General features: G+C 73.4%; 21 protein-coding genes and 1 pseudogene. 15 read left to right on the forward strand and 7 right to left on the reverse strand.

From position 1 onward, the window contains the following. Positions 1 to 302: 302 nt before the first annotated feature. Genes AB0D28_RS11245 through AB0D28_RS11255 form a run of 3 tightly spaced genes read left to right on the forward strand, consistent with a single transcriptional unit; the run spans position 303 to position 2,233 of the window. Positions 303 to 1,445: an acyl-CoA dehydrogenase family protein gene (locus tag AB0D28_RS11245; RefSeq protein WP_357384605.1), complete on the forward strand. Its 1,143-nt coding sequence runs from the start codon at positions 303 to 305 to the stop codon at positions 1,443 to 1,445. Positions 1,446 to 1,454: 9 nt separating this feature from the next. Then, complete coding sequence (locus AB0D28_RS11250; protein ID WP_013286269.1) at positions 1,455 to 1,670, forward strand: DUF433 domain-containing protein; 216 nt, start codon at positions 1,455 to 1,457, stop codon at positions 1,668 to 1,670. 59 nt (positions 1,671 to 1,729) lie between these two features. Beyond that, the gene (locus AB0D28_RS11255; RefSeq protein ID WP_357384608.1) at positions 1,730 to 2,233 is read left to right on the forward strand and encodes an Lrp/AsnC family transcriptional regulator; all 504 of its coding nucleotides are present in this window, start codon (positions 1,730 to 1,732) and stop codon (positions 2,231 to 2,233) included. On the opposite strand, the gene AB0D28_RS11260 is transcribed toward AB0D28_RS11255, so the two are convergent. Beyond that, a complete protein-coding gene (locus tag AB0D28_RS11260) occupies positions 2,166 to 2,777 on the reverse strand; it encodes a histidine phosphatase family protein (RefSeq protein WP_357384610.1) in 612 nt (203 codons plus the stop codon). The two genes, AB0D28_RS11255 and AB0D28_RS11260, sit on opposite strands and share 68 nt — an antisense overlap. Positions 2,778 to 2,838: 61 nt before the next feature. Then, complete coding sequence (locus tag AB0D28_RS11265) at positions 2,839 to 3,813, reverse strand: DMT family transporter (protein ID WP_357384612.1); 975 nt, start codon at positions 3,811 to 3,813, stop codon at positions 2,839 to 2,841. Between the two features lie 73 nt (positions 3,814 to 3,886). Between AB0D28_RS11265 and AB0D28_RS11270 the strand changes: the two genes are divergently transcribed. Both AB0D28_RS11270 and AB0D28_RS11275 read left to right on the forward strand, forming a co-directional pair. Further along, a complete protein-coding gene (locus AB0D28_RS11270) occupies positions 3,887 to 4,804 on the forward strand; it encodes a LysR substrate-binding domain-containing protein (RefSeq protein WP_357384614.1) in 918 nt (305 codons plus the stop codon). 124 nt (positions 4,805 to 4,928) lie between these two features. Next, positions 4,929 to 5,123, forward strand: coding sequence for a CsbD family protein (locus AB0D28_RS11275; protein WP_174534135.1), 195 nt, complete (start codon positions 4,929 to 4,931; stop codon positions 5,121 to 5,123). 57 nt (positions 5,124 to 5,180) lie between these two features. Here AB0D28_RS11275 and AB0D28_RS11280 read toward each other — a convergent pair whose 3' ends face one another. Beyond that, on the reverse strand, positions 5,181 to 6,587 hold the full coding sequence (locus AB0D28_RS11280) for a lysine 2,3-aminomutase (protein WP_357384616.1): 1,407 nt from the start codon (positions 6,585 to 6,587) through the stop codon (positions 5,181 to 5,183). A 143-nt stretch (positions 6,588 to 6,730) separates the two neighbouring features. Between AB0D28_RS11280 and AB0D28_RS11285 the strand changes: the two genes are divergently transcribed. The 6 genes from AB0D28_RS11285 to AB0D28_RS11310 are packed head-to-tail and all read left to right on the forward strand — an operon-like array spanning position 6,731 to position 13,435. After that, a complete protein-coding gene (locus AB0D28_RS11285; protein WP_357384618.1) occupies positions 6,731 to 7,792 on the forward strand; it encodes a zinc-binding alcohol dehydrogenase in 1,062 nt (353 codons plus the stop codon). 4 nt (positions 7,793 to 7,796) lie between these two features. Continuing rightward, a complete protein-coding gene (locus AB0D28_RS11290; protein WP_357384620.1) occupies positions 7,797 to 9,368 on the forward strand; it encodes an amidohydrolase family protein in 1,572 nt (523 codons plus the stop codon). Beyond that, complete coding sequence (locus AB0D28_RS11295; protein WP_357384622.1) at positions 9,365 to 10,948, forward strand: lysine 5,6-aminomutase subunit alpha; 1,584 nt, start codon at positions 9,365 to 9,367, stop codon at positions 10,946 to 10,948. The genes AB0D28_RS11290 and AB0D28_RS11295 overlap by 4 nt, the downstream gene beginning before the upstream one ends. Next, positions 10,945 to 11,697, forward strand: a complete 753-nt coding sequence (locus AB0D28_RS11300) for an OAM dimerization domain-containing protein (protein WP_357384624.1) — start codon at positions 10,945 to 10,947, stop codon at positions 11,695 to 11,697. The genes AB0D28_RS11295 and AB0D28_RS11300 overlap by 4 nt, the downstream gene beginning before the upstream one ends. After that, positions 11,697 to 12,089 carry a hotdog domain-containing protein gene (locus tag AB0D28_RS11305; RefSeq protein WP_357384626.1) on the forward strand — a complete coding sequence of 131 codons (393 nt, stop codon included), beginning with the start codon at positions 11,697 to 11,699 and terminating at the stop codon, positions 12,087 to 12,089. The genes AB0D28_RS11300 and AB0D28_RS11305 overlap by 1 nt, the downstream gene beginning before the upstream one ends. Then, on the forward strand, positions 12,086 to 13,435 hold the full coding sequence (locus AB0D28_RS11310; protein ID WP_357384628.1) for a glutamate mutase L: 1,350 nt from the start codon (positions 12,086 to 12,088) through the stop codon (positions 13,433 to 13,435). The genes AB0D28_RS11305 and AB0D28_RS11310 overlap by 4 nt, the downstream gene beginning before the upstream one ends. A gap of 394 nt (positions 13,436 to 13,829) precedes the next feature. Here AB0D28_RS11310 and AB0D28_RS11315 read toward each other — a convergent pair whose 3' ends face one another. Further along, positions 13,830 to 14,372 carry a helix-turn-helix domain-containing protein gene (locus AB0D28_RS11315; protein WP_357384630.1) on the reverse strand — a complete coding sequence of 181 codons (543 nt, stop codon included), beginning with the start codon at positions 14,370 to 14,372 and terminating at the stop codon, positions 13,830 to 13,832. 110 nt (positions 14,373 to 14,482) lie between these two features. On the opposite strand from AB0D28_RS11315, the gene lnt reads away from it, so the two are divergent. From lnt to AB0D28_RS11330, 3 genes are read left to right on the forward strand one after another with little or no spacing between them, the layout of a single operon-like run. After that, positions 14,483 to 16,087 (forward strand): apolipoprotein N-acyltransferase, encoded by a 1,605-nt coding sequence (lnt, locus tag AB0D28_RS11320; RefSeq protein WP_357384632.1) that lies wholly within the window; start codon positions 14,483 to 14,485, stop codon positions 16,085 to 16,087. 22 nt (positions 16,088 to 16,109) lie between these two features. After that, positions 16,110 to 16,901 (forward strand): polyprenol monophosphomannose synthase, encoded by a 792-nt coding sequence (locus tag AB0D28_RS11325; RefSeq protein ID WP_357384634.1) that lies wholly within the window; start codon positions 16,110 to 16,112, stop codon positions 16,899 to 16,901. 53 nt (positions 16,902 to 16,954) lie between these two features. Beyond that, on the forward strand, positions 16,955 to 17,476 hold the full coding sequence (locus AB0D28_RS11330) for an FxsA family protein (RefSeq protein ID WP_357384636.1): 522 nt from the start codon (positions 16,955 to 16,957) through the stop codon (positions 17,474 to 17,476). Between the two features lie 64 nt (positions 17,477 to 17,540). Here AB0D28_RS11330 and AB0D28_RS11335 read toward each other — a convergent pair whose 3' ends face one another. Next, positions 17,541 to 17,882 (reverse strand): RNA polymerase-binding protein RbpA, encoded by a 342-nt coding sequence (locus AB0D28_RS11335; protein WP_007070998.1) that lies wholly within the window; start codon positions 17,880 to 17,882, stop codon positions 17,541 to 17,543. Between the two features lie 226 nt (positions 17,883 to 18,108). Between AB0D28_RS11335 and AB0D28_RS11340 the strand changes: the two genes are divergently transcribed. After that, positions 18,109 to 19,590 (forward strand): peptide MFS transporter, encoded by a 1,482-nt coding sequence (locus AB0D28_RS11340; protein ID WP_357384638.1) that lies wholly within the window; start codon positions 18,109 to 18,111, stop codon positions 19,588 to 19,590. A 6-nt stretch (positions 19,591 to 19,596) separates the two neighbouring features. On the opposite strand, the gene AB0D28_RS11345 is transcribed toward AB0D28_RS11340, so the two are convergent. Together AB0D28_RS11345 and AB0D28_RS11350 are read right to left on the reverse strand one after the other, a co-directional pair. After that, positions 19,597 to 20,187, reverse strand: a complete 591-nt coding sequence (locus AB0D28_RS11345) for a pyridoxamine 5'-phosphate oxidase family protein (RefSeq protein WP_357384640.1) — start codon at positions 20,185 to 20,187, stop codon at positions 19,597 to 19,599. 59 nt (positions 20,188 to 20,246) lie between these two features. Further along, positions 20,247 to 20,962, reverse strand: a pseudogene (locus tag AB0D28_RS11350) (hypothetical protein); the annotation flags it as partial.

Raw genomic sequence — 20,962 nt, forward strand, 5'->3', positions numbered from 1 at the left:
GAACAGGGCCGACCTGCGGTGCCGCGACGGCGCGGCGACGGGCGGCGGCGATGGACGTCCATGATCGCAGTAGGGGAGACCGTCTCACGTAGACTGTCCGGTCTCCGACACCGGCGGCGTAATCCATCGGCACCCTCCGATCGATGACGGCCGAGCACGCACCATTCTGACGGTCGGGTCAAGTGGCGACCACGGGGTGTGCGCGGAGGTGCTCCCTGCCCTACCCGAACGACCGTTAAGCTGAACGTGTCCGTACCCCGGACGCCGCACCGGCTCACCCACCCCACGGAGCTCACCGCGCTATGAACGTCGACCGGATCCTGCCCACCGGCGAGGCCCACGACCTGCTGGACCTCGCCACCGAACTCGCCGACCGCGAGCTGGCCCCGGCAGCCGCCGGGTTCGAGTCCCGCGGCGAGTTCCCCCGGGAGGTGCTGCGCACCCTGGGCCGGGCCGGCCTGCTCGGCCTGCCGTACGCCGAGGAACACGGCGGCGCCGACCAGCCCTACGAGGTGTACCTCCAGGTGCTGGAGATCCTCGCCAGCCGGTGGCTCGCCGTGGCCGAGGCGGTCAGCGTGCACACGCTGTCCTGCTACCCGCTGGCCCAGTTCGGCACCGACGAGCAGCGCAAACTGCTGCCCGACATGATCGGCGGGGAGCTGCTCGGGGCGTACTGCCTCTCCGAGCCGCAGGGTGGCTCGGACGCCGCGTCGCTGACCACGCGGGCGGTACGCGACGGCGGCGGGTACGTGGTGACCGGCACCAAGGCGTGGATCACGCACGCCCGGGTCGCCGACTTCTACAACATCTTCTGCCGCACCGGCGGCCCCGGCCCGAAGGGCATCTCCTGCCTGCTGGCCGACCGGTCCACCCCGGGCATCCACCCGCAGGCCGCCGAGCGCACCATGGGCCTGCACGCCTCGCCGATCGCGCAGATCGCCTTCGACGACGCCCGGGTGCCGGCGGAGCGGCTGATCGGCGGCGAGGGCGCCGGGTTCACCATCGCCATGTCCGCGCTGGACTCGGGTCGCCTGGGCATCGCCGCGTGCGCGGTGGGCCTGGCCCAGGGCGCGCTGGACTACGCCGTCGGGTACGCCCGGGAGCGCAGTCAGTTCGGCCGCCCGATCATCGACTTCCAGGGGCTCGGGTTCAACCTGGCCGACGCCGCCACCCAGATCTCCGCGGCCCGGGCGCTCACGCTCGCCGCCGCGCGGCTGCGCGACGCGGGCCGCCCGTACTCGATCGAGGCGGCGAAGGCGAAGCTGTTCGCCACCGACGTGGCGATGCGGGTGACCACCGACGCGGTGCAGGTGCTCGGCGGCGCCGGGTACGTCGTCGACCACCCGGTCGAGCGGTACATGCGCGAGGCCAAGGTGCTGCAGATCGTCGAGGGCACCAACCAGATCCAGCGGCTGGTCATCTCCCGCGCGCTGGCGAGGGGCTAGCCTGTCGCGGTGACCTTCCCCCGGATCACCGTGGACCCCGACGTCATGGGGGGTGCGCCCTGTGTGCGGCAGTCACGCATCCCCGTGGCCACCCTGCTGGCCATGATGGCCGAGGGCATGTCCGTCACCGACATCCTCACCGACCTGCCGTTCCTGGACGAGGAGGACATGGCGGAGGTGCTGAACTACGCCGCGGACGCGGTGCGCGACCGGACGGCGCGCTGAGGGTCACCGCGGCGGGCCGGGTGCGGCGTGGGAGCGCTTTTCCGGCTAGGGTGCAGCGCGTGGAGGAGATCGACCGTGCCATCGTCGCCGCGCTGACCGGGGACGGTCGGCTGTCGTACACGGACCTGGCCGAGCGGGTGGGCCTGTCGGTGTCGGCCGTGCACCAGCGGGTCCGCCGGCTGGAGCAGCGCGGGGTGATCAAGGGGTACGCCGCGCGGGTGTCGTTCGAGGCGCTGGATCTGCCGCTTACCGCGTTCGTGGCGATCCGGCCGTTCGACCCGTCGCAGCCGGACGACGCGCCGGATCGGCTGGCGCACCTGCCCGAGATCGACTCGTGCTACTCGGTGGCGGGGGAGGACTTCTATCTCCTGCTGGTGCGGGTGGCCAGCCCGGCCGACCTGGAACGGGTGCTGCAGGAGATCCGCACCTCCGCGAACGTCACCACGCGCACGACGGTGGTGCTGTCCACGCCGTACGAGAACCGGCCGCCGAAGATCAGTGGCGAGCTGTCCGGTCGGGGGCGTCCCCGGCCGGCGTCGGAGCCGGCAGGTTCCACCGCCTGATCACCCGCCGGCCGTGCTCGTGTCCGAGCACGCTGAGCGTCGCGGTGTCCAGCCGCAGCAGCGCGCCGGCCGAGGGCGGCAGCCCGATCCAGCGCGCGCCGAGCACCCGCAGGCTGTGTCCGTGCCCGACCACTGCGACGTCGCCCTGCACCAGCAGCGCTGCGGCCCGGTCCAGGACCCGGTCCAGGCGGTCGCCCACCTGGTGCGGTGACTCACCGCCGGGGCCGCCGTCGGTCCAGATCGACCAGCCCGGCCGTTCCCGCTGGATGTCCGCGGTGGTGCGGCCCTCGTACTCGCCGTAGTTCCACTCGGCCAGGTCGGGTTCGACCGCGTCGACGGTGAGCCCGGCCAGGGCGGCGGTGCGGGTGGCGCGCCGCCGGGGGCTGGACAGCACCCGGGCGAAGCGCCGGCCGGCGAGCAACGGGGCCAGCGCGGCCGCCTGCCGCTCGCCGTCGGGGGTCAGGTCGAGATCGGTGTACGAGGTGTGCTGGTGGGCGGCGCTCCAGGTGGTCTCGCCGTGCCGGATCAGCAGGATCTCGTTCACCGGCCCAGTCAACCACGCCGGGGCGGAGCCGGCCCGCCGAAGGTTTACCGGGAAGGCGGCGCTACCGGGTCGCCGGCGCGGGCTCGGTGTCGCGTGCCGGCTCCGGCCGGCCTGGCGCCTGTTCCCGGTCCGGCGCGCGGCCGGGGCGCAGTTGCAGGACCGCGGCGGAGGCCAGCACCAGCGCGCCTCCGGCGAGCTGCGCGGGGGTCAGGGCCTCGCCGAGGGTGAGCGTGGCCAGTGCGGCGGTGACCACCGGTTCGAAGGTGGACAGGATGGCCGCGGTCGACGGACCGGTCCGCTTCAGGCCGGCGAAGAAGGCCAGCATCGCCACGACCGTGGAGACCACGGCGATGGCGGCCAGCCAGAACCATCCGCGCCACCCGAAGCTGAGGTCGACGCCGCCGGTGAGCAGGGCGCGACCGCCGAGGGTGCCGGCGGCGCCGGTCATCACCAGCGCCGACAGCGCCACGGGTGCCAGCCGGTGTACGACGGTGTCGGAGACCAGGATGTAGACCGTGTAGGTGACGGCGGCGGCGAAGGCCAGCAGCGCCCCGAGCGGATGGAAGCCCGCGCCACCGGCGCCGAGCAGCACCAGCAGCGTCCCACCCGAGGCGGCCACCAGCGCCGCGCCACGTCTCGGGCTGAGCCGGTCCCGGCCGAGCAGCACCGCCGCCACTGTGACAAGGACCGGGTACGTGTAGAGGATCAGCGCCAGCAGGGACGCGTCCATCAGTTCCAGTGCGGCGAAGTACAGGCTCGCCTGCGTGGCGTATCCGACCGCGCCCAGCCCGAGGGCGACCGCCGCGATCCGGCCGCGCCTCGTCGCCGGCCGCCCGCCGCCCGCGTCGCCCGGCCCCGGTGTCACGCGGCGCAGGCCGGGCCGCGCGAGCAGGACGAGTCCGAGCAGTACGGCGGCCAGGCCGAAGCGCACCAGCAGCAGCGCGGTGGGGGAGACGCCGGCGTCGTACGCGAGCTTGCCGAAGACGGCCATCGCGCCGAAACAGGCGGCGGACAGGAGACACAGTGCGGCACCCACGCGCCAAGGATCACCGGAGCCGACTGCCCAGGTCCAGCGATGAATTCCGCAGCTTAATCATTAGGATTCCCGCATGATCGAGCTGGACCTGCGGCGGTTGCGCTTCCTGCGGGAGTTCGAGGAACGCGGCACGATGGCCGCTGTCGCCGCGGCTCTGGGCTACAGCCCGTCGACTGTCTCGCAGCAGCTTGCCCTGCTGGAGAAGGAGGTGGGCGTCCGGCTGCTGGGCCGGGCGGGTCGCGGCGTACGGCTCACCGAGGCCGGGCACGTGCTCGCCCGGCACGCCCGGGTGCTGCTGTCGGCGGCGGAGGCGGCGGAGGCGGACCTGGCCGCCCTCGACGGTGACGTCCGGGGAACCGTCCGGGCGGGCGGCCTGCAGTCGGCGGCGCGCCGCCTGCTCGTGCCGGCCGTCGCCCGGATGGGAGCCGAGCACCCGCGGGTCCGGGTGGAGATCTTCGAGCTGGAACTCGAACAGTCCCTGCCGGGCCTGCGCCTGGGCAGTGTCGACCTGGTCATCGGCGACGAGTACGACAGCCAGCCCCGACCTCGGCCGGCGGGGCTCCGTTTCACGCTCCTGCTCGAGGAGCCCTTGCGGCTCGTGCTTCCCGCCGCTCATCGTCTCGCCCGGCCCGGGGGACACGTAGCGGTCACCGACCTGCGGTCCGAGGTGTGGACCGCCTCCGCCGAGGGCACCGGGCACCACGCCATGGTGGTCGGGACGTGCCGCCGTCTCGGTGGCTACGAACCGGACCTGCGGCACCGTTCCAGCGATGCGGACGTGCAGCTGGAGCTGGTCCGGGCCGGGGCCGCTGTCGCCCTGATGCCGGCGCTGACGCTGCCCGGGGACGACCCGGCGCTGGCGGTCCGTGGCATCGCCGAGACCGACCTCCGGCGTCGCCTGGTGGCTGTCACCCGGGACACGCCACCGGCGCCGGCGCTCACCGCGTTCCTGACCGCCGTCACGGACCGGGTGCGTGACCTGGGCCGGTAGGTGCCCACCTTCAACCTATTGTCCTAGGACGCCCTACGCGATGTGCGCCGGGCAACAACGTTTGCGACGACCGGCACCGGGGACGCGACAAGGGCAAGGCTCAGCCGGACGATCGGAGGGCGACATGAGCTTCACCGACAAGGCGAAGAACAAGGCCCAGGAGATGAGCGGCATGGCCAAGGAGCGGATCGGCGACGTCACCGACAACGAGCGGTTGCGGGCCGAGGGTGCCTCCGAGCAGAGCACGGCGCGCGCCCGGCAGGCCGGGGAACACGCCAAGCAGGCCGGCCGCGACGCCAAGGACGCCTTCACCAAGTGAGTACGCGAACGGCGGGCCACCTCATCGCAGAGGTGGCCCGCCGTCGGGTGTCCGGGATCAGTCGTCGCGGTGCGCGAGCCACCAGGCCTGGCCGGCATCCGGCAGCGTGTCGATCGGGTCGTAGTAGGCGTACCGCTTGTTCAGTGCCTCCAGGTCGGCCGACTCGATCGAGGTGCGGTAGTTCTTCGTCCAGTACGAGATGCCGCGCTCACGGTCGTAGTCGGTGAGCATGTGCACCCAGCGCTTGCCGACGAACGGCACGTCACAGACGATCCGCGGGGTGGCGTAGCCGGGCAGGTAGCCCATGATGTCGTGCTGGAGCTGCTGGGCGTGCCAGACCGGGACGCGCCAGTGCTCGGCGTTGGGGATCATGTCGCACATGTAGAAGTAGTACGGCAGGATGCCCGCCTCGCCCTGAAGCGCGAAGCAGAGGTCGAGCAGGTCGGCGCTGGTGGCGTTGACGCCGCGCATGAGCACGCCCTGGTTGCGCACGTCGCGTACGCCGACGTCGAGCGCGGTCTGTGCGGCCTTGGCGACCAGCGGGGTCAGCGACTGGGCGTGGTTGACGTGCGTGTGGATGGCCAGGTTGACGCCACGGCGGGCGGCGGTGCGGGCGACCCGTTCGAGGCCCTCGACCACGTCGGGCTGGAGCCAGTGCTGGGGCAGGCCCATGAGCGCCTTGGTGGCGAGCCGGATGTCGCGGATCGTCTCGATCTCCAGCAGGCGCATCAGGTACGACTCGAGGTTGCGCCACGGCACGTTGGCGACGTCACCGCCGGAGACGACCACGTCGCGTACGCCGGGGTGGGCCTTGAGGTAGGTGATGTGGGCGTCGTAGCGGTCGACGGGCTTCAGGGTGAGCTTGAGCTTGTCGACGGCGGGGGTGGAGTTGCCGACGAGGTCCATGCGGGTGCAGTGGCCGCAGTACTGCGGGCAGGTGGAGAGCAGCTCGGCGAGGACCTTGGTGGGGTAGCGGTGGGTGAGCCCCTCGGCGACCCACATGTCGTGCTCGTGGAGGCTGTCGCGGCTGGCGTACGGGTGCGAGGGCCAGTCGGTGCGCCGGTCGGAGGCGACCGGGATCATGTAGCGGCGGATCGGGTCGGCGAGCAGCGCCTCGGTGCTCATCGGCTCAAACGGCACCATGGTGTTGAGCATCTGCGGCGGCACCAGCATGGACATGGTCGCCAGCGCCTTCTGGTCGGCCTCCAGGTCGGCGTAGAACGTCTCGTCGACGGTGTCGCCGAGGACGGCGCGGAGCTGCTTGATGTTCTTGACGCAGTTGACCCGCTGCCACTGGGCGTTCTCCCACTGGTCGCGGGTGACGTGGCGCCAGCCGGGGAAGCGGGTCCAGTCGGGTTCGACGAGGGGCGCGCGGCGGTATTCGTAGGGCTGGCCGGCGGTCGGAACGGCGACCGGCGCGGGGCGGGGCGTCGGGATGGTCTCCACCGGTTGGGTCTGGGTCACGGCCCCTCCTCGTCAGCGTGCGGGTTGATCAACGGATGCGTAGGCTACTGGAAAATCTGCGGTGAAGAAATTAGTCTGCCGGAAGTTTTCCCGCGACGCGAGTCCTGACCAGGGGTTCGGGCGGCTGGACATAGGGGGTCGGCGTGACGTCACCGGTGGGTCTGCACCGAGTAGTGGAACCGGCGGGGGTGCTCCCGCAGGCGGCCTGGCGGCTGGACCCCGACCCGCGGATCGCGGCGAACGAGGTGCGGATCCGGGTCGAGCGGCTGAACCTGGACGCGGCGAGTTTCCGGCAGCTGGCGGAGAAGCACGGCGGCGACGGGGACAAGGTCCGCGCCGAGGTGCTGGAGATCGTGTCGACCCGGGGGAAGATGCAGAACCCGGTGACCGGTTCCGGCGGCATGCTGATCGGCACCGTCGAGGAGGCGGGCCGCCGCTCGCCGCTGGGGCTGAAGCCGGGTGACCGGGTGGCGACGCTCGTGTCGCTGACGTTGACGCCGCTGACGATCACCGACGGGCTGGCCCGGTGGGACGGGCGCAGCGAGCAGGTGCCGTGCGAGGGGTACGCGATCCTGTTCGCCCGGTCGATCGCGGCGGTGCTGCCGCCGGACCTGCACCCGGAGTTGTCCCTGGCGGTGCTGGACGTGTGCGGGGCGCCGGCGTTGACGGCGCGGGTGGTGGCCGAGCAGGTGGCGCGGCGCTCGCGTGAGGGTGATCCGCGTCCGGTGTCGGTGGCGGTCATCGGCGGTGCCGGCAAGAGCGGGTCGTTGTCGCTCGCGGCGGCGCGGCGGGCGGGTGCCGCCCGTACCGTCGGGGTGGTTCCGGTGGAAGCGGAGCGGGAGGCGCTGGCGGCGGCCGGGCTGGCCGACGCGGTGGCGCTGGCTGACGCGCGGGATCCGGTGGGGTTGTCGACGGCGGTGACGACGGCGCTGGGTGTGCCGGCGGACGTGACTGTGGTGTGCGTGGACGTGCCGGGGTGTGAGCACGGCGCGGTGCTGGCCACGGCGGACGGCGGTACGGTGATCTTCTTCTCGATGGCGACGAGTTTCGCGGCGGCGGCGTTGGGCGCGGAGGGCCTGGCGGCGGACGTGACGATGCTGGTGGGCAACGGGTACGTGCCGGGGCACGCGGCGCTGGCGCTGGATCTGTTGCGGGCCGAGCCGGGGGTGCGCGGCCTGTTCGAGGCGCGTCTTTCGGCAGACTGACACCATGACGAACCCCTCGACGCTGTATCGCGGCGGAGTGCTGCACTGTCCGGCCGACCCGAGCGCGACGGCGCTGCTGGTGCGCGACGGGCGGATCGCCTGGTTGGGTACGGACGCGGAGGCGCCGCGCGCGGACCGGGTGGTGGAGCTGGGTGGTGCGCTGGTGACGCCGGCGTTCGTGGACGCGCACGTGCACGCGACGGATACCGGGTTGGCGTTGTCGGGGCTGGATCTGTCGGCGGTGCGGTCGGCTGGTGAGTTGCTGGAGGCGGTGTCGGCGTTCGCGGCGGGGCTGCCGGGTGACGCGGTGGTGCTGGGGCACGGCTGGGACGAGTCGGGCTGGGCGGATGCGGTGTTGCCGGGTGCGGCGGCGCTGGGTCGGGCGGCCGGTGGGCGGCGGGTGTATCTGTCGCAGGCGTCAATCCATTCGGCGTTGGTGTCGGCGGAGTTGCTGGCGGCGTGCCCGGAGGTGGTGTCGGCGGCCGGGTACGACGCGTCGGGGTGGTTGCGGCGCGACGCGCATCACGTGGTGCGGGCGGCGGCGTTCGGGTCGGTGACGCGGGCGCAGCGGGTGGCGGCGCAGCGGCGGGCGTTGACGCACGCGGCGTCGCTGGGTATCGCGGCGGTGCACGAGTGCGGTGGGCCGGACATCTCCGACGAGGAGGACTTCACCGGGCTGCTGGCGATCTCGGGGGCCGGGGTGCCGGAGGTGTACGGGTACTGGGGTGAGCTGCTGGGCGCGGCGAAGGCCCGGGAGCTGGGTGCGGTGGGCGCGGGTGGTGACCTGTTCGCCGACGGGGCGCTGGGGTCGCGGACGGCGCACGTGTCGGCGGCGTACCTGGACGGTGAGGCGGGGGCGTGCGGGCACGGGTACGTGTCGGCGGAGCAGGTCCGTGATCATCTGCTGGACTGTGCGGCGCACGGGTTGCAGGGCGGGTTCCACGCGATCGGGGACGCGGCGATCGGGACGGTGCTGGAGGGGTTCGGTCTGGCGGCGCGGTCGCTGGGTGTGGACCGGTTGCGGGCGGCCCGGCACCGGGTGGAGCACGCGGAGATCATGAGCAAGGCGTTGATCGCCGGGTTCGTGGAGTTCGGGATCGTGGCGTCCATGCAGCCGGCGTTCGACAGGTTGTGGGGCGGCGCGGGCCGGATGTACGAGTCGCGGCTGGGGTTGGCGCGGTCGTTGGAGTCGAATCCGATGGGTGCGATGCACGGCGTCGGGGTGGCGTTGGCGTTCGGGTCGGATTCGCCGGTGACGCCGCTTGATCCGTGGGGGTCGGTGCGGGCGGCGGCGGCGCATCACAATCCGGCGCAGCGGATGAGTGTGCGGGCGGCGTTCGCGGCGCACACGCGCGGCGGGTGGCGGGCGGTGCACCTGGACAACGAGGGTGTGCTGGCGTTGGGGGCCCCGGCGACGTTCGCGGTGTGGGACACCCCGGCGGGCGTGGAGCGGGGTTTGCCGGTGGTGCTGGCGGAGGATCCGGAGTTGCGGGGGGCGGACGATCCGACGCCGCTGCCGGTGTGCCGGGCCACTGTGTTGCGCGGTGATGTGATCTATCAGGAAGGGTCTTCGTGACAGGGAAGCTTGGGCTGGATCCGGCGCTGGTGGCGCGGGCGCGGGAGTTGGCGCGTCGCGCGGGGCAGCCGGTGGTGGATCTGGCGCGCAGCCACACCACGGTGTCGGTGGAGCGGGCGGTGCTGCGGCTGGCCGGGGTGTCCGGCGCGGACCCGGACGGTATCCCGTGGGTGAACCGCCTCGTCGACGCGGTGGTCGCCGATGTGGGGCTGGGGCACGGGGTGGCGGCGCCGGTGTTCGACGCGCTGGCGCGTGAGGGCATCGCCGATGTGACGTTGCTGGCGCAGAAGGCGGCGGCCGGGTCGGTGCGGTTCGCGCAGCCGTCGGGGAAGGCGGCGACGGCTGCGCGGCGGGCGTCGCGTAAGGCGGTGGCGGCGGGGGTGCGCAGCATCGATCGGCGGCGTGCGGAGCGGGATCGCCTGGTGAAGCGGTTCGGGGATCCGGCGCGGCGGCCGTGGATCTATCTGATCGTGGCGACGGGTGACATCTACGAGGACATTCCGCAGGCGCAGGCGGCGGCGCGGGCGGGCGCTGACGTGATCGCGGTGATCCGGTCGACGGGGCAGTCGCTGCTGGACTACGTGCCGGAGGGGGCGACCCGGGAGGGGTTCGCTGGTACGTACGCGACGCAGGAGAACTTCCGGTTGATGCGGGCGGCGCTGGACGAGTCGTCGCGGGAGCTGGGCCGGTATGTGCGGTTGACGAACTACGCGTCGGGTCTGTGCATGCCGGAGATGGCGACGCTGGCCGGCCTGGAGCGGCTGGACATGATGCTCAACGACTCGATGTACGGAATCCTGTTCCGCGACATCAACCCGATCCGTACGTTCGTGGACCAGCGGTTCTCGCGGCAGGTGCACGCGCGGGCGGGGATCATCATCAACACCGGTGAGGACAACTACCTGACCACCGCGGACGCGGTGGACGAGGCGCACACGGTGACGGTGTCGCAGTTGCTGAACGAGTTCTTCGCGCACGAGGCGGGGCTGGCGGACTGGCAGCTGGGGCTGGGGCACGCGTTCGAGATCAACCCGGATGTGCCGGAGTCGTTCCGGTTGGAGCTGGCGCACGCGTTGCTGGCGCGGGAGTTGTTCCCTGACGCGCCGTTGAAGTGGATGCCGCCGACGAAGCACATGACCGGTGACGTGTTCCGGGGCAACCTGCTGGACGGGTTCTTCAACCTGGTGGGCACGATGACCGGGCAGGGGATCCTGCTGGTGGGGATGATGACCGAGGCGGTGGTGACGCCGTGGCTGTCGGACCGGGACATCGCCCTGCAGAACGTGCGGTACGTGCTGGGCGCGGCGGGCGGGTTGCACGAGGACTTCGTGCCGGCGCCGGGCGGGTTCATCCAGGCGCGGGCGCACCGGGTGCTCGGTGAGGCGGTGGACCTGCTGGAGCGCATCGGGGACCAGTCGTTGCTGACGGCGATCGCCGAGGGCACGTTCGGGATCATGAAGCGGCCGGCGGACCGGGGCAAGGGCCTGGACGGGGTGGCGCGGCACGAGGCGGACTACTACAACCCGGCCACGGAGATCCTGGAGCAGCCGGCGTTGAGCGGGAGGGGAGCGGCGGCATGAGCGAGAAGACGGTCGTGCGGCCGTACGGGGACACCACAGGTGACGGCATGGTGCAGGTGTCGTTCACGTTGCCGGTGCCGCACGACAAGCGGGCCGAGGGCGCGGCGGTGCAGCTCGCAAACAAGATGGGCATGGACCCGGCGATGCTGGTGCACGCCAAGCCGATCGGCGACGGGTTCACGTTCTTCGTGGTGTACGGGCGGGTGAACCACCTGGTGGACCTGGCGAAGGTGCAGGTGGTGGAGCGTGACTATCCGCTGCTGTCAGCCAAGGAGGTCAACGCGGTGGTGAAGCGGCGGCTGCGCCGCAAGCTGTCGGTGGTGGGCGCCTGCATCGGCACCGACGCGCACACCGTGGGCATCGACGCGATCCTCAACGTCAAGGGCATCGCCGGCGAGAAGGGCCTGGAGTACTACCGGGAGCTGAAGGTCACGAACCTCGGCGCGCAGGTGAGTGTGCCGGAGCTGGTCGAGGCGGCCCGGCGGGAGAAGGCGGACGCGGTGCTGGTGTCGCAGGTGGTGACGCAGCGCGACGCGCACCTGCACAACACGCGGGAGATGTCGGCGGCGTTCCGGGAGGCGATGCCGGCCGGGCGCCGGCCGCTGCTGATCGTCGGCGGGCCGCGCTTCGACGAGACGATGACCGGTGAGCTGGGCGTGGACCGGATCTTCGGCCGTGGCACCACCCCGGGTGAGGTCGCCAGTTACCTCGTGCATGCCCTGATCACCTCCAGGAAGGCGAACACCTGATGAGCGATTCCCGTGTCGGTCTGACCGTCGTCCACCGCCGGTATGTGCCGTACTCCCACGCCCACTACGCGGGCAACCTGGTCGACGGGGCGTACGCGCTGGGGTTGTTCGGTGACGTGGCGACCGAGGTGTGCATCCGCACCGACGGTGACGAGGGGTTGTTCGCGTCGTACGCCGATGTGCAGTTCCGGGCGCCGATGAAGGCCGGTGACGTGCTGGAGGTGACGGCGACGGTGACCCGGGTGGGCACGCGTAGCCGCACCATCGACTTCGCCGCGACTGTGGTGTGCCGGGGCCGCCCGGACAGGGGCGAGTCGGCCGCCGAGGTGCTCGACGAGCCGATCGTGGCGGTCACCGCGACCGGCACGGTGGTCGTGCCAGCGTCGGCGTGAGCGCGAGGAGCGGGCCGGTCGTCGTCTGCGCCGACGTCGGGTCGACGTACACGAAGGCCGCGGTGGTGGACCTCGACGGCGGCCGGCTGGTCGCGGCGGCGTCGGCGCCCACCACGGTGGGCACCGATGTGCTGCACGGCCTGGACGCCGCGGTCGGCGCGGCCACCGCGTCGGCCGGGGTCGCTGAGGTGCCCTGGTACGTGTGTTCGTCGGCCGGGGGTGGGCTGCGCCTCGCGGTCGTGGGTTACGAGCCCCTCGTCACCGCTCAGGCGGGCCGGCGGGTCGGTCTGTCGGCGGGCGCGAACGTGGTGCACGTGGCGGCGGGCCGGATGTCGGGCGCGGACGTGGCGGCGTTGCGGGCGGCCCGCCCGGACGTGGTGCTGCTTGTGGGTGGCACCGACGGCGGGGACGCCGAGACGGTCACCCACAACGCGACGCGGCTGGCGAGGGCCCGTTTCCGGGTGCCGGTGGTCCTGGCGGGCAACGCCGACGTGCGGGACGAGCTGTGCGCGCTGCTGGCGGGCGCGGGGGTGCCGGTGACGGCGGCGGGCAACGTGCTGCCGCGCATCGGGGTGCTGGAGCCGGCGCCGGCGCGGGCGGCGATCCGGGAGGCGTTCCTGCGGCACGTCATCGGCGGCAAGAAGCTGTCCCGGGGTACGCGGTTCGCGCGGCTGGTCCGCGCCGCCACCCCGGACGCGGTGCTCACCGGCGTGGAGGTCCTCGCCGGCACGCTCGGCGGTGACCTCGCGGTGGTGGACGTGGGTGGGGCGACCACCGACGTGTACTCGGTGCTCACCCCCGACGAGCGGGACAGCGGCCCGAGTCAGGAGGTCGCCGGGACGCTGTGGCGGGCCCGCACCGTCGAGGGGGACCTGGGCATGCGGTGGAGCGCGCCGGGTGTGGTGCGCGCGGCGGTCGAGGAGCGGCTGCTCGACCCGGCCGACGAGGCGGAGCTGGTGGCAGCGGCGGCGGTCCGGGCCGCCGACCCGGGGTTCCTGCCCGCCGGTGACGGCGAGCGGGCCGTGGACCGGCGTATCGCCGCGCTGGCCGCGACCGTGGCGTTGCGGCGGCACGCGCGGGGTGCGGCGACGGGGGAGCGGGCCGGGCGGGACCTGCGGGAGGTGAAGCTGCTCGTCGGCTCCGGTGGGGTGCTGCGGCACGCCGATCCAGGTGACGCGGCGGCGGTGCTCGACGCGGTGCTCACCGACCATGCCGGCGGGTGGGCGTTGCCGCGGGCGGCGCGGCCGGTCGTCGACGTGGACTACGTGCTGGCCGCCGCGGGGCTGCTCGCCGACGATCATCCGGGTGCTGCGGCGGCGGTGCTGCGGCACCACCTGGGCGCCTGAACCGGGCTCGGGAATCGAGACGCGCCGACGCGACACGCCGTGTCGCAACACACGACAGGCCCGGGTGGGTTGACAGCGGCGGGGGTCTACGCCGTACCGTCTTTGAGTCCTACCACGGGAAGCGGCTGTTGTTCGCTTCGTCCCTTCGTCCGCTGGCCGAGCGACCGGAAGGTTGCGGCGGCCAGGTCCAGCGGGCGGGGGTCGGCGGGGCGGCGCGAACCGGCCGCGGTTACCGGTGTACGGGCAGGGTGAGAGGCACGGCCAGTAGACAACGGCCAGGCGGGGGCAGCCAGTCCACGTCGGGTCGGTCCGAAGGTCGGCGCCGATCGTCTTCGCCCCACCGGCCGGGAAGGGCCTGGGAGCATCGGGGCGCGGCTTCGGCCGCGCCCCGATTTCATCCCCCCGATGTCCCCCGTGTCAGCGGCCCAGCCGCCGGTAGCGGCGCACCGCAGCCGGGGCGGCCACCGCGATCAGCGCCAGCGGCCAGGCGATCGCCAGTTCCAGCGCGTGCCGGGCCGGCCATGTGTCCCCGCCCAGGCCCGGGTTGCCGAAGGGCCAGCGCGTCGCGCAGCAGCGCCGCCGCGCCGGCCGGATCACCGGCGGCCAGCGCGGCCCGCCCGGCCCCGGCCAGGCCGGTGAACCGGTGCACGTCGACCCGCTGCGGATCGATCGCCAGCCGGTAGCCGGCCGGGCCGAACTCGACGGGCACGCCGGGCAGCAGCCGGCGCAGCCGCGACACCTGCGACTGCAACGCGTTCGCGGCCTGCCCGGGCGGCCGGTCGCCGTACACGCCGTCGACGAGGCGCCGCGGCGCCACGGTGCGGCCGGCGTCGAGCAGGAGCAGCACCAGCAGCGCGCGCAGCCGCCCGCCGGTGACGGGCAGCACGCTGCCGTCGGCGGCGTACGCCTGGGTCGCGCCGAGCACACCGAACCGCATGCGCCCGATTGTCGCCTGTCCGCGCGCGGGCGGTGGCACGCCCCACACCGGTTCGGTCCCGCGACGGTCCGGGCGGGTAGCCTTCGGCCCGTGATCGTGGGGAGGTGCCGGTGACGACGCTGGACCGGGAACAGCCGCGTGCCACCGACGGGGCACCCGGTGACGGCGGCACGCGTCCCCTGCCGCTGACGCTCGCCGTGCCGGCCGCCGTGCTGGCCGGGGTGGCGCTGCTGCTGGCGTTCCCGCCGTACGGGTGGTGGCCCCTGGCGCCGGTCGGTGTGGCGTTGCTGGCCGCCGCGGTGCACCGGCGGCGGCTGCGCGCCGGCGCCGGGCTGGGCTTTCTGACCGGGGTGGCGTTGTTCGCGCCGCTGCTGGAGTGGACCAACCTGCACACCGGTTACCTGCCGTGGGCGCTGCTGTCGCTGCTGCAGGCCGCCTATTTGGCGCTGCTGGGCGCCGCCGCCGCGTGGGTGTCGCCGCTCGCCGACCGGCACCGGGCGGCGTGGCCGCTGCTCACCGGTGTGCTGTGGGTGGGGCAGGAGGCGCTGCGTGACCGCACCCCGTTCGGCGGGTTCCCGTGGGGGCGGCTGGCGTTCAGCCAGGACACCTCGCCGCTGTTGAAGCTGGCCGCGCTCGGCGGCGCCCCGCTGGTCACGTTCGCCGTCGCGGTCGCCGGTGGGCTGCTGGTCACCGCCGCGTGGCGGGACTGGCGGCGCGCGCCCGGGCAGTGGCGGCCGGTGGCCGGGCTCACCGCCGCGCTGGTGGCGCTGCTCGCCGCCGGCACGGCCGTGCCGACAGGGGTACGCGGCGCGGGCGACACCGTCACCGTCGCCATCGTGCAGGGCAACGTGCCGCGCCTCGGGCTGGACTTCAACGCGCAGCGGCAGGCGGTGCTGAACAACCACGTCGACGCGACGCTGGAGCTGGCGCGGCGGGTCGCCGAGGGCGGGCAGGACCGCCCCGACGTGGTGGTGTGGCCGGAGAACTCCAGCGACATCGACCCGTTGCGCAACCCGGGCGCGGGGGAGCGGATCTCCCGGGCGGCCGACGCGATCGGCGCGCCGATCCTGGTCGGTGCGGTGCTGGTCGGTCCCGGCCAGGGTGAGGTGCGCAACGCGGGGCTGCTGTGGCGGCCGGGAACCGGCCCGGATCTGGACCAGGTGTACACGAAGCGGCATCCGGTGCCGTTCGCCGAGTACGTGCCGTTGCGGTCCATCGCCCGCAAGGTCAGTTCCCAGGTCGACCGGGTCCGGTCCGACTTCGTCGCCGGTGACCGTCCCGGCGTGCTGAACACCGGCCCGGCCGTGCTCGGCGACGTGATCTGCTTCGAGGTCGCCTACGACGGCATCGTCCGCGACACGGTCACCGGCGGCGCGCAGCTGCTGGTGGTGCAGACGAACAACGCCACGTTCGACGTGGCCGAGGCCCGCCAGCAGCTGGCGATGGTGCGGCTGCGGGCCGTGGAGCACGGCCGGGCCGCGTTGATGGCCTCCACGGTCGGGGTGTCCGGGTTCGTTTCCCCGGACGGGCGGGTAGACGGTGCGACCGGGTTCAACACCGCTGCTGTGGTGGTGCGGCAGATGGAACTCGGAGACGGGCGTACCCCGGCGACCACGGCCGGAGTGTGGCCGGAGGTGGCGCTGACGGCGCTGGCGGTCGCGGCCCTGGCCGGCGCGGCGGTGCTGCGCCGGCGCCGGGAGGTCGCTCCCGGCTGAGCCGACGAGAGGTGGTGCGACGGTGGGCGTGGCAGCCGACAGGCGGACGGTCGGGCATCCCGGGGTGGGACGGGTCCTGGTGGTCATCCCCACCTACAACGAGGCCGGCAACGTCGGGCGCATCGTCGCCCGGGTACGCGAGGCGGCGCCGGCGGTGGACGTCCTCGTCGCCGACGACAACAGCCCCGACGGCACCGGCGCGATCGCCGACAGGATCGCCGGCGGCGACCCGCGGGTGCACGTGCTGCACCGGGCCGGCAAGGAAGGGCTCGGCGCGGCCTACCTGGCCGGGTTCGCCTGGGCGCGCGCACGCGGCTACGACGCGGTGGTGGAGATGGACGCCGACGGCTCGCACGCCCCGGAGGACCTGCCGGCGCTGCTGCACGCCGCCCGCGACGCCGACGTGGTGATCGGCTCCCGGTGGACGCGTGGCGCGCGGGTGCTGAACTGGCCGTGGCGGCGGCTGCTGCTGTCCCGGGTCGGCAACCTGTACGCGCGGCTGGCGCTGGGCATGCCGGTCAGCGACGCCACCGGCGGCTACCGGGTGTACCGGTCCAGCGCGCTGGACGCGATCGACCTGGACTCGGTGCGGTCCCAGGGGTACGCGTTCCAGGTGGAGCTGTCGCGGCTGGCGCACCGGGCCGGGGTGCGGATCGTGGAGGTGCCGATCACGTTCGCCGAGCGGGAACACGGCGACAGCAAGATGAGCCCGCTGATCGTGGCGGAGGCGCTGTGGCGGGTCACCCGTTGGGGCGTGCGGGACCGCCTGGCGGCCACGCCGTCGCGCCCGGATGCGCTCGCGCGCTGGCCTTGAGCGAGGGCGTGTCATGCTTGACGGGCGTGATGACCCCGGTCGGATGAGGTGAGATGCGCCGAGGACTGAAGTTCGTACCACCGGCCCTGCTGCTGCTCGCGCTGCTGGAGCTGACCGTTTTCGTGCTGGTCGGCCGGGCCGTCGGGTTCGGCGTGGCGGTGCTGCTGGTGTTCGGGGCGTCCCTGCTGGGCCTGGTGCTGCTGCGCCGCGAGGGCATGCGGGCGTGGCGCGGCTTCCGCGCCGCGGCACAGGCCGGCCGGCCGCCGGGCCCCGAGGTGACCGACGGGCTGATCGGCCTGCTGGGTGCGTTGCTGCTGGCGCTGCCGGGCCTGTTCAGCGGCGTGGTGGGGCTGCTGTTGCTGGTGCCGCCGCTGCGCCGGCTGGCCGGCGGCGGGGTGCGCCGGGCCACCGAGCGGCGCGTGTCGTCGATGGTCGCCGGTGACCTGTTCGGCCCGCGCCGGGTGCGTGTGTACCGGGGTGCGCCGCAGCCGGCCCCGGAGCCCGCCCCGGCCTCGTCGCCGCAGCCGGTCACCGACCCGGGCAAGGCCATCGAGGGTGAGATCGTCGACCGCTGAGGCGCGTGGAGACAGCGAAACGCCCCCGGGTGATCCCGGGGGCGTTTCCGCGCGTTACAGACGGTCAGGCACGACCCCGGCGGGTACGGACCTCCTGGAGCCGTTCGGCGAGGATGTCCTCCAGCTCGGCGATCGAGCGCCGCTCCAGCAGCATGTCCCAGTGGGTACGCGGCGGCTTGGCCTTCTTCTGCTCCGGCTCGGTGCCGTCGACCAGGCGGGCGACGCTGCCGTCGAACTTGCACTCCCAGGTCGTGGGGACCTCGGCGTCGACGGCGAACGGCACCTCGAACTGGTGGCCCTTGGCGCAGAGGTACTCGCGGGTCTGGCGTGGCGCGAGCTCCGTGTTGCGGTCGGACTCGTAGCTGACCGCGCCCAGCCGGCTACCGCGCAGCATGCGCTCGCCCATGATCGACTTCCCCTCGTTCGTGGTGCTGGTCTTCGGGTGTAACGGCCGGTGACCGCTCGCCCATTCCCCGGGGCCACGGCGGCAGGGCCGTACGCGGGTCGGGAGTGTCAAGGGTAACCGGCCATGACAGCTGCCCGGCGGGGTCGTCCCCGGCCGGGCCGAATCGGTGGAGTGTTTCGCCTGCCAACGGGGATGTTACCCACCTGTTTGCGTGCCGGAGGTGACGATGAGCAGTGACGCGCCGGTCGGGGCCCGACCGCCCGCCGGGAAGACCTTCTTCGGTCATCCCCGCGCGCTGTCCACGCTCTTCCTCACCGAGATGTGGGAGCGGTTCAGCTTCTACGGCATGCGGGCGATCCTGGTGCTGTACCTGACCGCCGCGGTCGCCGACGGCGGCCTGGACCTCGGCGAGTCCAGCGCCAACGCCGTGTACGGCACCTACAACGCCATGGTCTACCTGATGGCGCTGCCCGGCGGCTGGGTCGCCGACCGGCTGATCGGCGCGCGCCGCAGCGTGCTCTGGGGCGGCGTGGTGATCGCCGCCGGCCACTACGTGATGGCGATCCCGACCGGGTGGAGCGTGTTCGCCGGCATGGCGCTGATCGTGGCCGGCACCGGCCTGCTCAAGCCGAACATCTCCACCATGGTCGGCGACCTGTACGAGCGGGACTCGCCGCGCCGCGACGCCGGGTTCTCCATCTTCTACATGGGCATCAACCTGGGCGCGTTCATCGCCCCGCTGATCACCGGCTTCCTGGGCGAGAAGATCAACTGGCATCTGGGGTTCGGCGCCGCGGCGGTCGGCATGACCTTCGGTGTGCTCCAGTACGTGCTCGGCCGCCGCAACCTGGGCGACGCGGGTGCCCGCCCGGCGGACCCGCTGCTCGGCGCGGACCGGCGGCGCGCGCTGACCCGCGTCGGCGTGGCGAGCGTCGTGCTGCTCGCCGTGCTGCTGGTGCTGCTGCTGGCCGGCTGGTTCACCGTCGACACGGTGGTCAACCTGCTGACCGTGGTGACGGTGCTGGTGACGGTCGGCTACTTCGCGCGGATCCTCACCGACCGGGAGATCAGCGCCACCGAACGCAGCCGGATGAAGGCGTACGTGTGGCTGTTCCTGTTCGCCGCCGCGTTCTGGCTCATCTACGACCAGGCCGGGTCGGTGCTGAACATCTTCGCCGCCGACCAGACCGACCGGTCGGTGGGCGGGTTCACGTTCCCGGCGTCCTGGCTGCAGTCGGTGAACCCGATCCTGATCATCATCGGCGCGCCGCTGGCCGCCGCGCTGTGGCTCAAACTCGGCCACCGGGTGTCCACGCCCACGAAGTTCGCCGTCGGCCTGGTGCTCAACGGCCTGTCGTTCGTGCTGATGGCCGCCGCCGCGCGGGCAGCCGTCGGTGGCGACCTGGTCTCACCGCTGTGGTTGGTCGCGGTGTACGCGATCCAGGTCGCCGGTGAGCTGTCGCTGAGCCCGGTCGGCCTGTCCGCCACCACGAAACTCGCCCCGGTCAAGTACGCCAGCCAGATGCTGGGCCTGTGGTTCCTGGCCACCGCGGTCGGTGACGCCATCGGCGGTCAGGTGGCGCGACTGGCCGGCACCTGGTCCCAGCCGGTGTACTTCCTGACCTTCGGGCTGGCCTCGGTGGTGCTGGGCCTGGCCGCGGTGATGTTCACCCGCCAGATCCGGCACCTGATGGCCGGCATCCACTGACCGGGCTCACACCGCCGGGGTCGGTGGCAGCGGCAACGGCAGCCCGGGCAGCCCGTCGATGCTGGTGGCCACGTGGTCCTTGCCGGCGAAGTACGCGCTCAGCGAGGTGTCGTCCTCCCGGGCGAACCGGCGCTCGTGCAGGTCCCGGTCGGCGTCGTAGGTCATGAACGGCACCGCGTAACCGCACGTGTCGCGGATCAGCTCGGCGTGCACCACGATGATCGCCCGCAGGCCGTGCGGGCCGGGGTCGATGTCGGGGAAGTGGGTTAGCAGGTCGGGCCAGCGCGGGTCGTCGCGGAACACCGGCTCGCCGCGCCCGTGCACCCGCACGATGTTCGGCGGGCCGGCGAACGCGCACCACATCAGCGTGATGCGGCCGTTCTCCCGCAGGTGGGCGATGGTCTCGGCGTTGCTGCCGGCGAAGTCGAGGTACGCCACGGTGTGCTCGTCGAGCACCGCGAAGCAGCCGCGCAGCCCCTTCGGAGACAGGTTGACGGTGCCGTCACCTGACAGCGGGGCGGTGGCCACGAAGAACATCGGCTGCGCCTCGACGAAGTCCCGCAGCCGGCCGTCGATGCGCTCGTACGTCTTTCCCATGCCCTGATCCTCGCCGCCGGGCCGGGTGCGGCGCTGCCCCGTTCCCAGCCCGTGGCCGCTCAGCCGGTACGCGTGCCGAGCCGCGCCAGCGCCGTCGCCAGATCGCTCACCTGGTCGGCGAGCTGCCCGGCCCGGCGCTGCGCGGCGTCCCGGTCCGCCTCGATTGTCGCCGTCCGCGCGGCCAGGTCGGCCGCCCGGGCCTCGGCGGCGCTCGCGGCCCGCCGCGCCTCGGCCAGCTCCGCTGCCAGCGCGTCCCGCTCGGCGGTACGGGCGGCGGCCTGCTCCACCGCAGCGGCCGTCTCGGCGCGGGCCCGCTCGACGGCGGCGGAAGCCTCGGCGCGGACGCGTTCCAGCGCAGTGTCGGCGCGGTCCCGCTCGGCCCGGGCCTGCTGTGCGGCGGCGGCCTGTGCGTCGGCCCGCTCGGTCGCGGCCCGGGCGGAACGGTCCGCCTCGGCGGCCCGGCCCTGGGCGGCCTGCGCCTCGGCGCGGGCCCGGTCGGCCTCGGCGCGGGACTGTTCGGCCCGGTCCAGGGCCTCGGCGGCGGATCGGGTGGCCCGCTCGGCGTCGGCGCGGGCGGCGTCCCGCTCGGCGGTCAGCTCGCCCGCGCGGCGGCGTTCGGCGTCGCGTTCGGTGCGTACCGTGCGCAGTTCGTGCCGGGCCGCGTCGCGGTCGCGTTCGGCCTGCACCCGCATGCCGCCGCACACGCCGCCGGGGTACGCGCGGCGGTGCACACGTTCTCCGAGTCGGCCGTGGAGATCATGGTGCGGGCCGGGGT

Origin of the sequence: Micromonospora sp. NPDC048169, assembly GCF_040652815.1 — a bacterium.
Taxonomy (GTDB): Bacteria; Actinomycetota; Actinomycetes; order Mycobacteriales; family Micromonosporaceae; genus Micromonospora.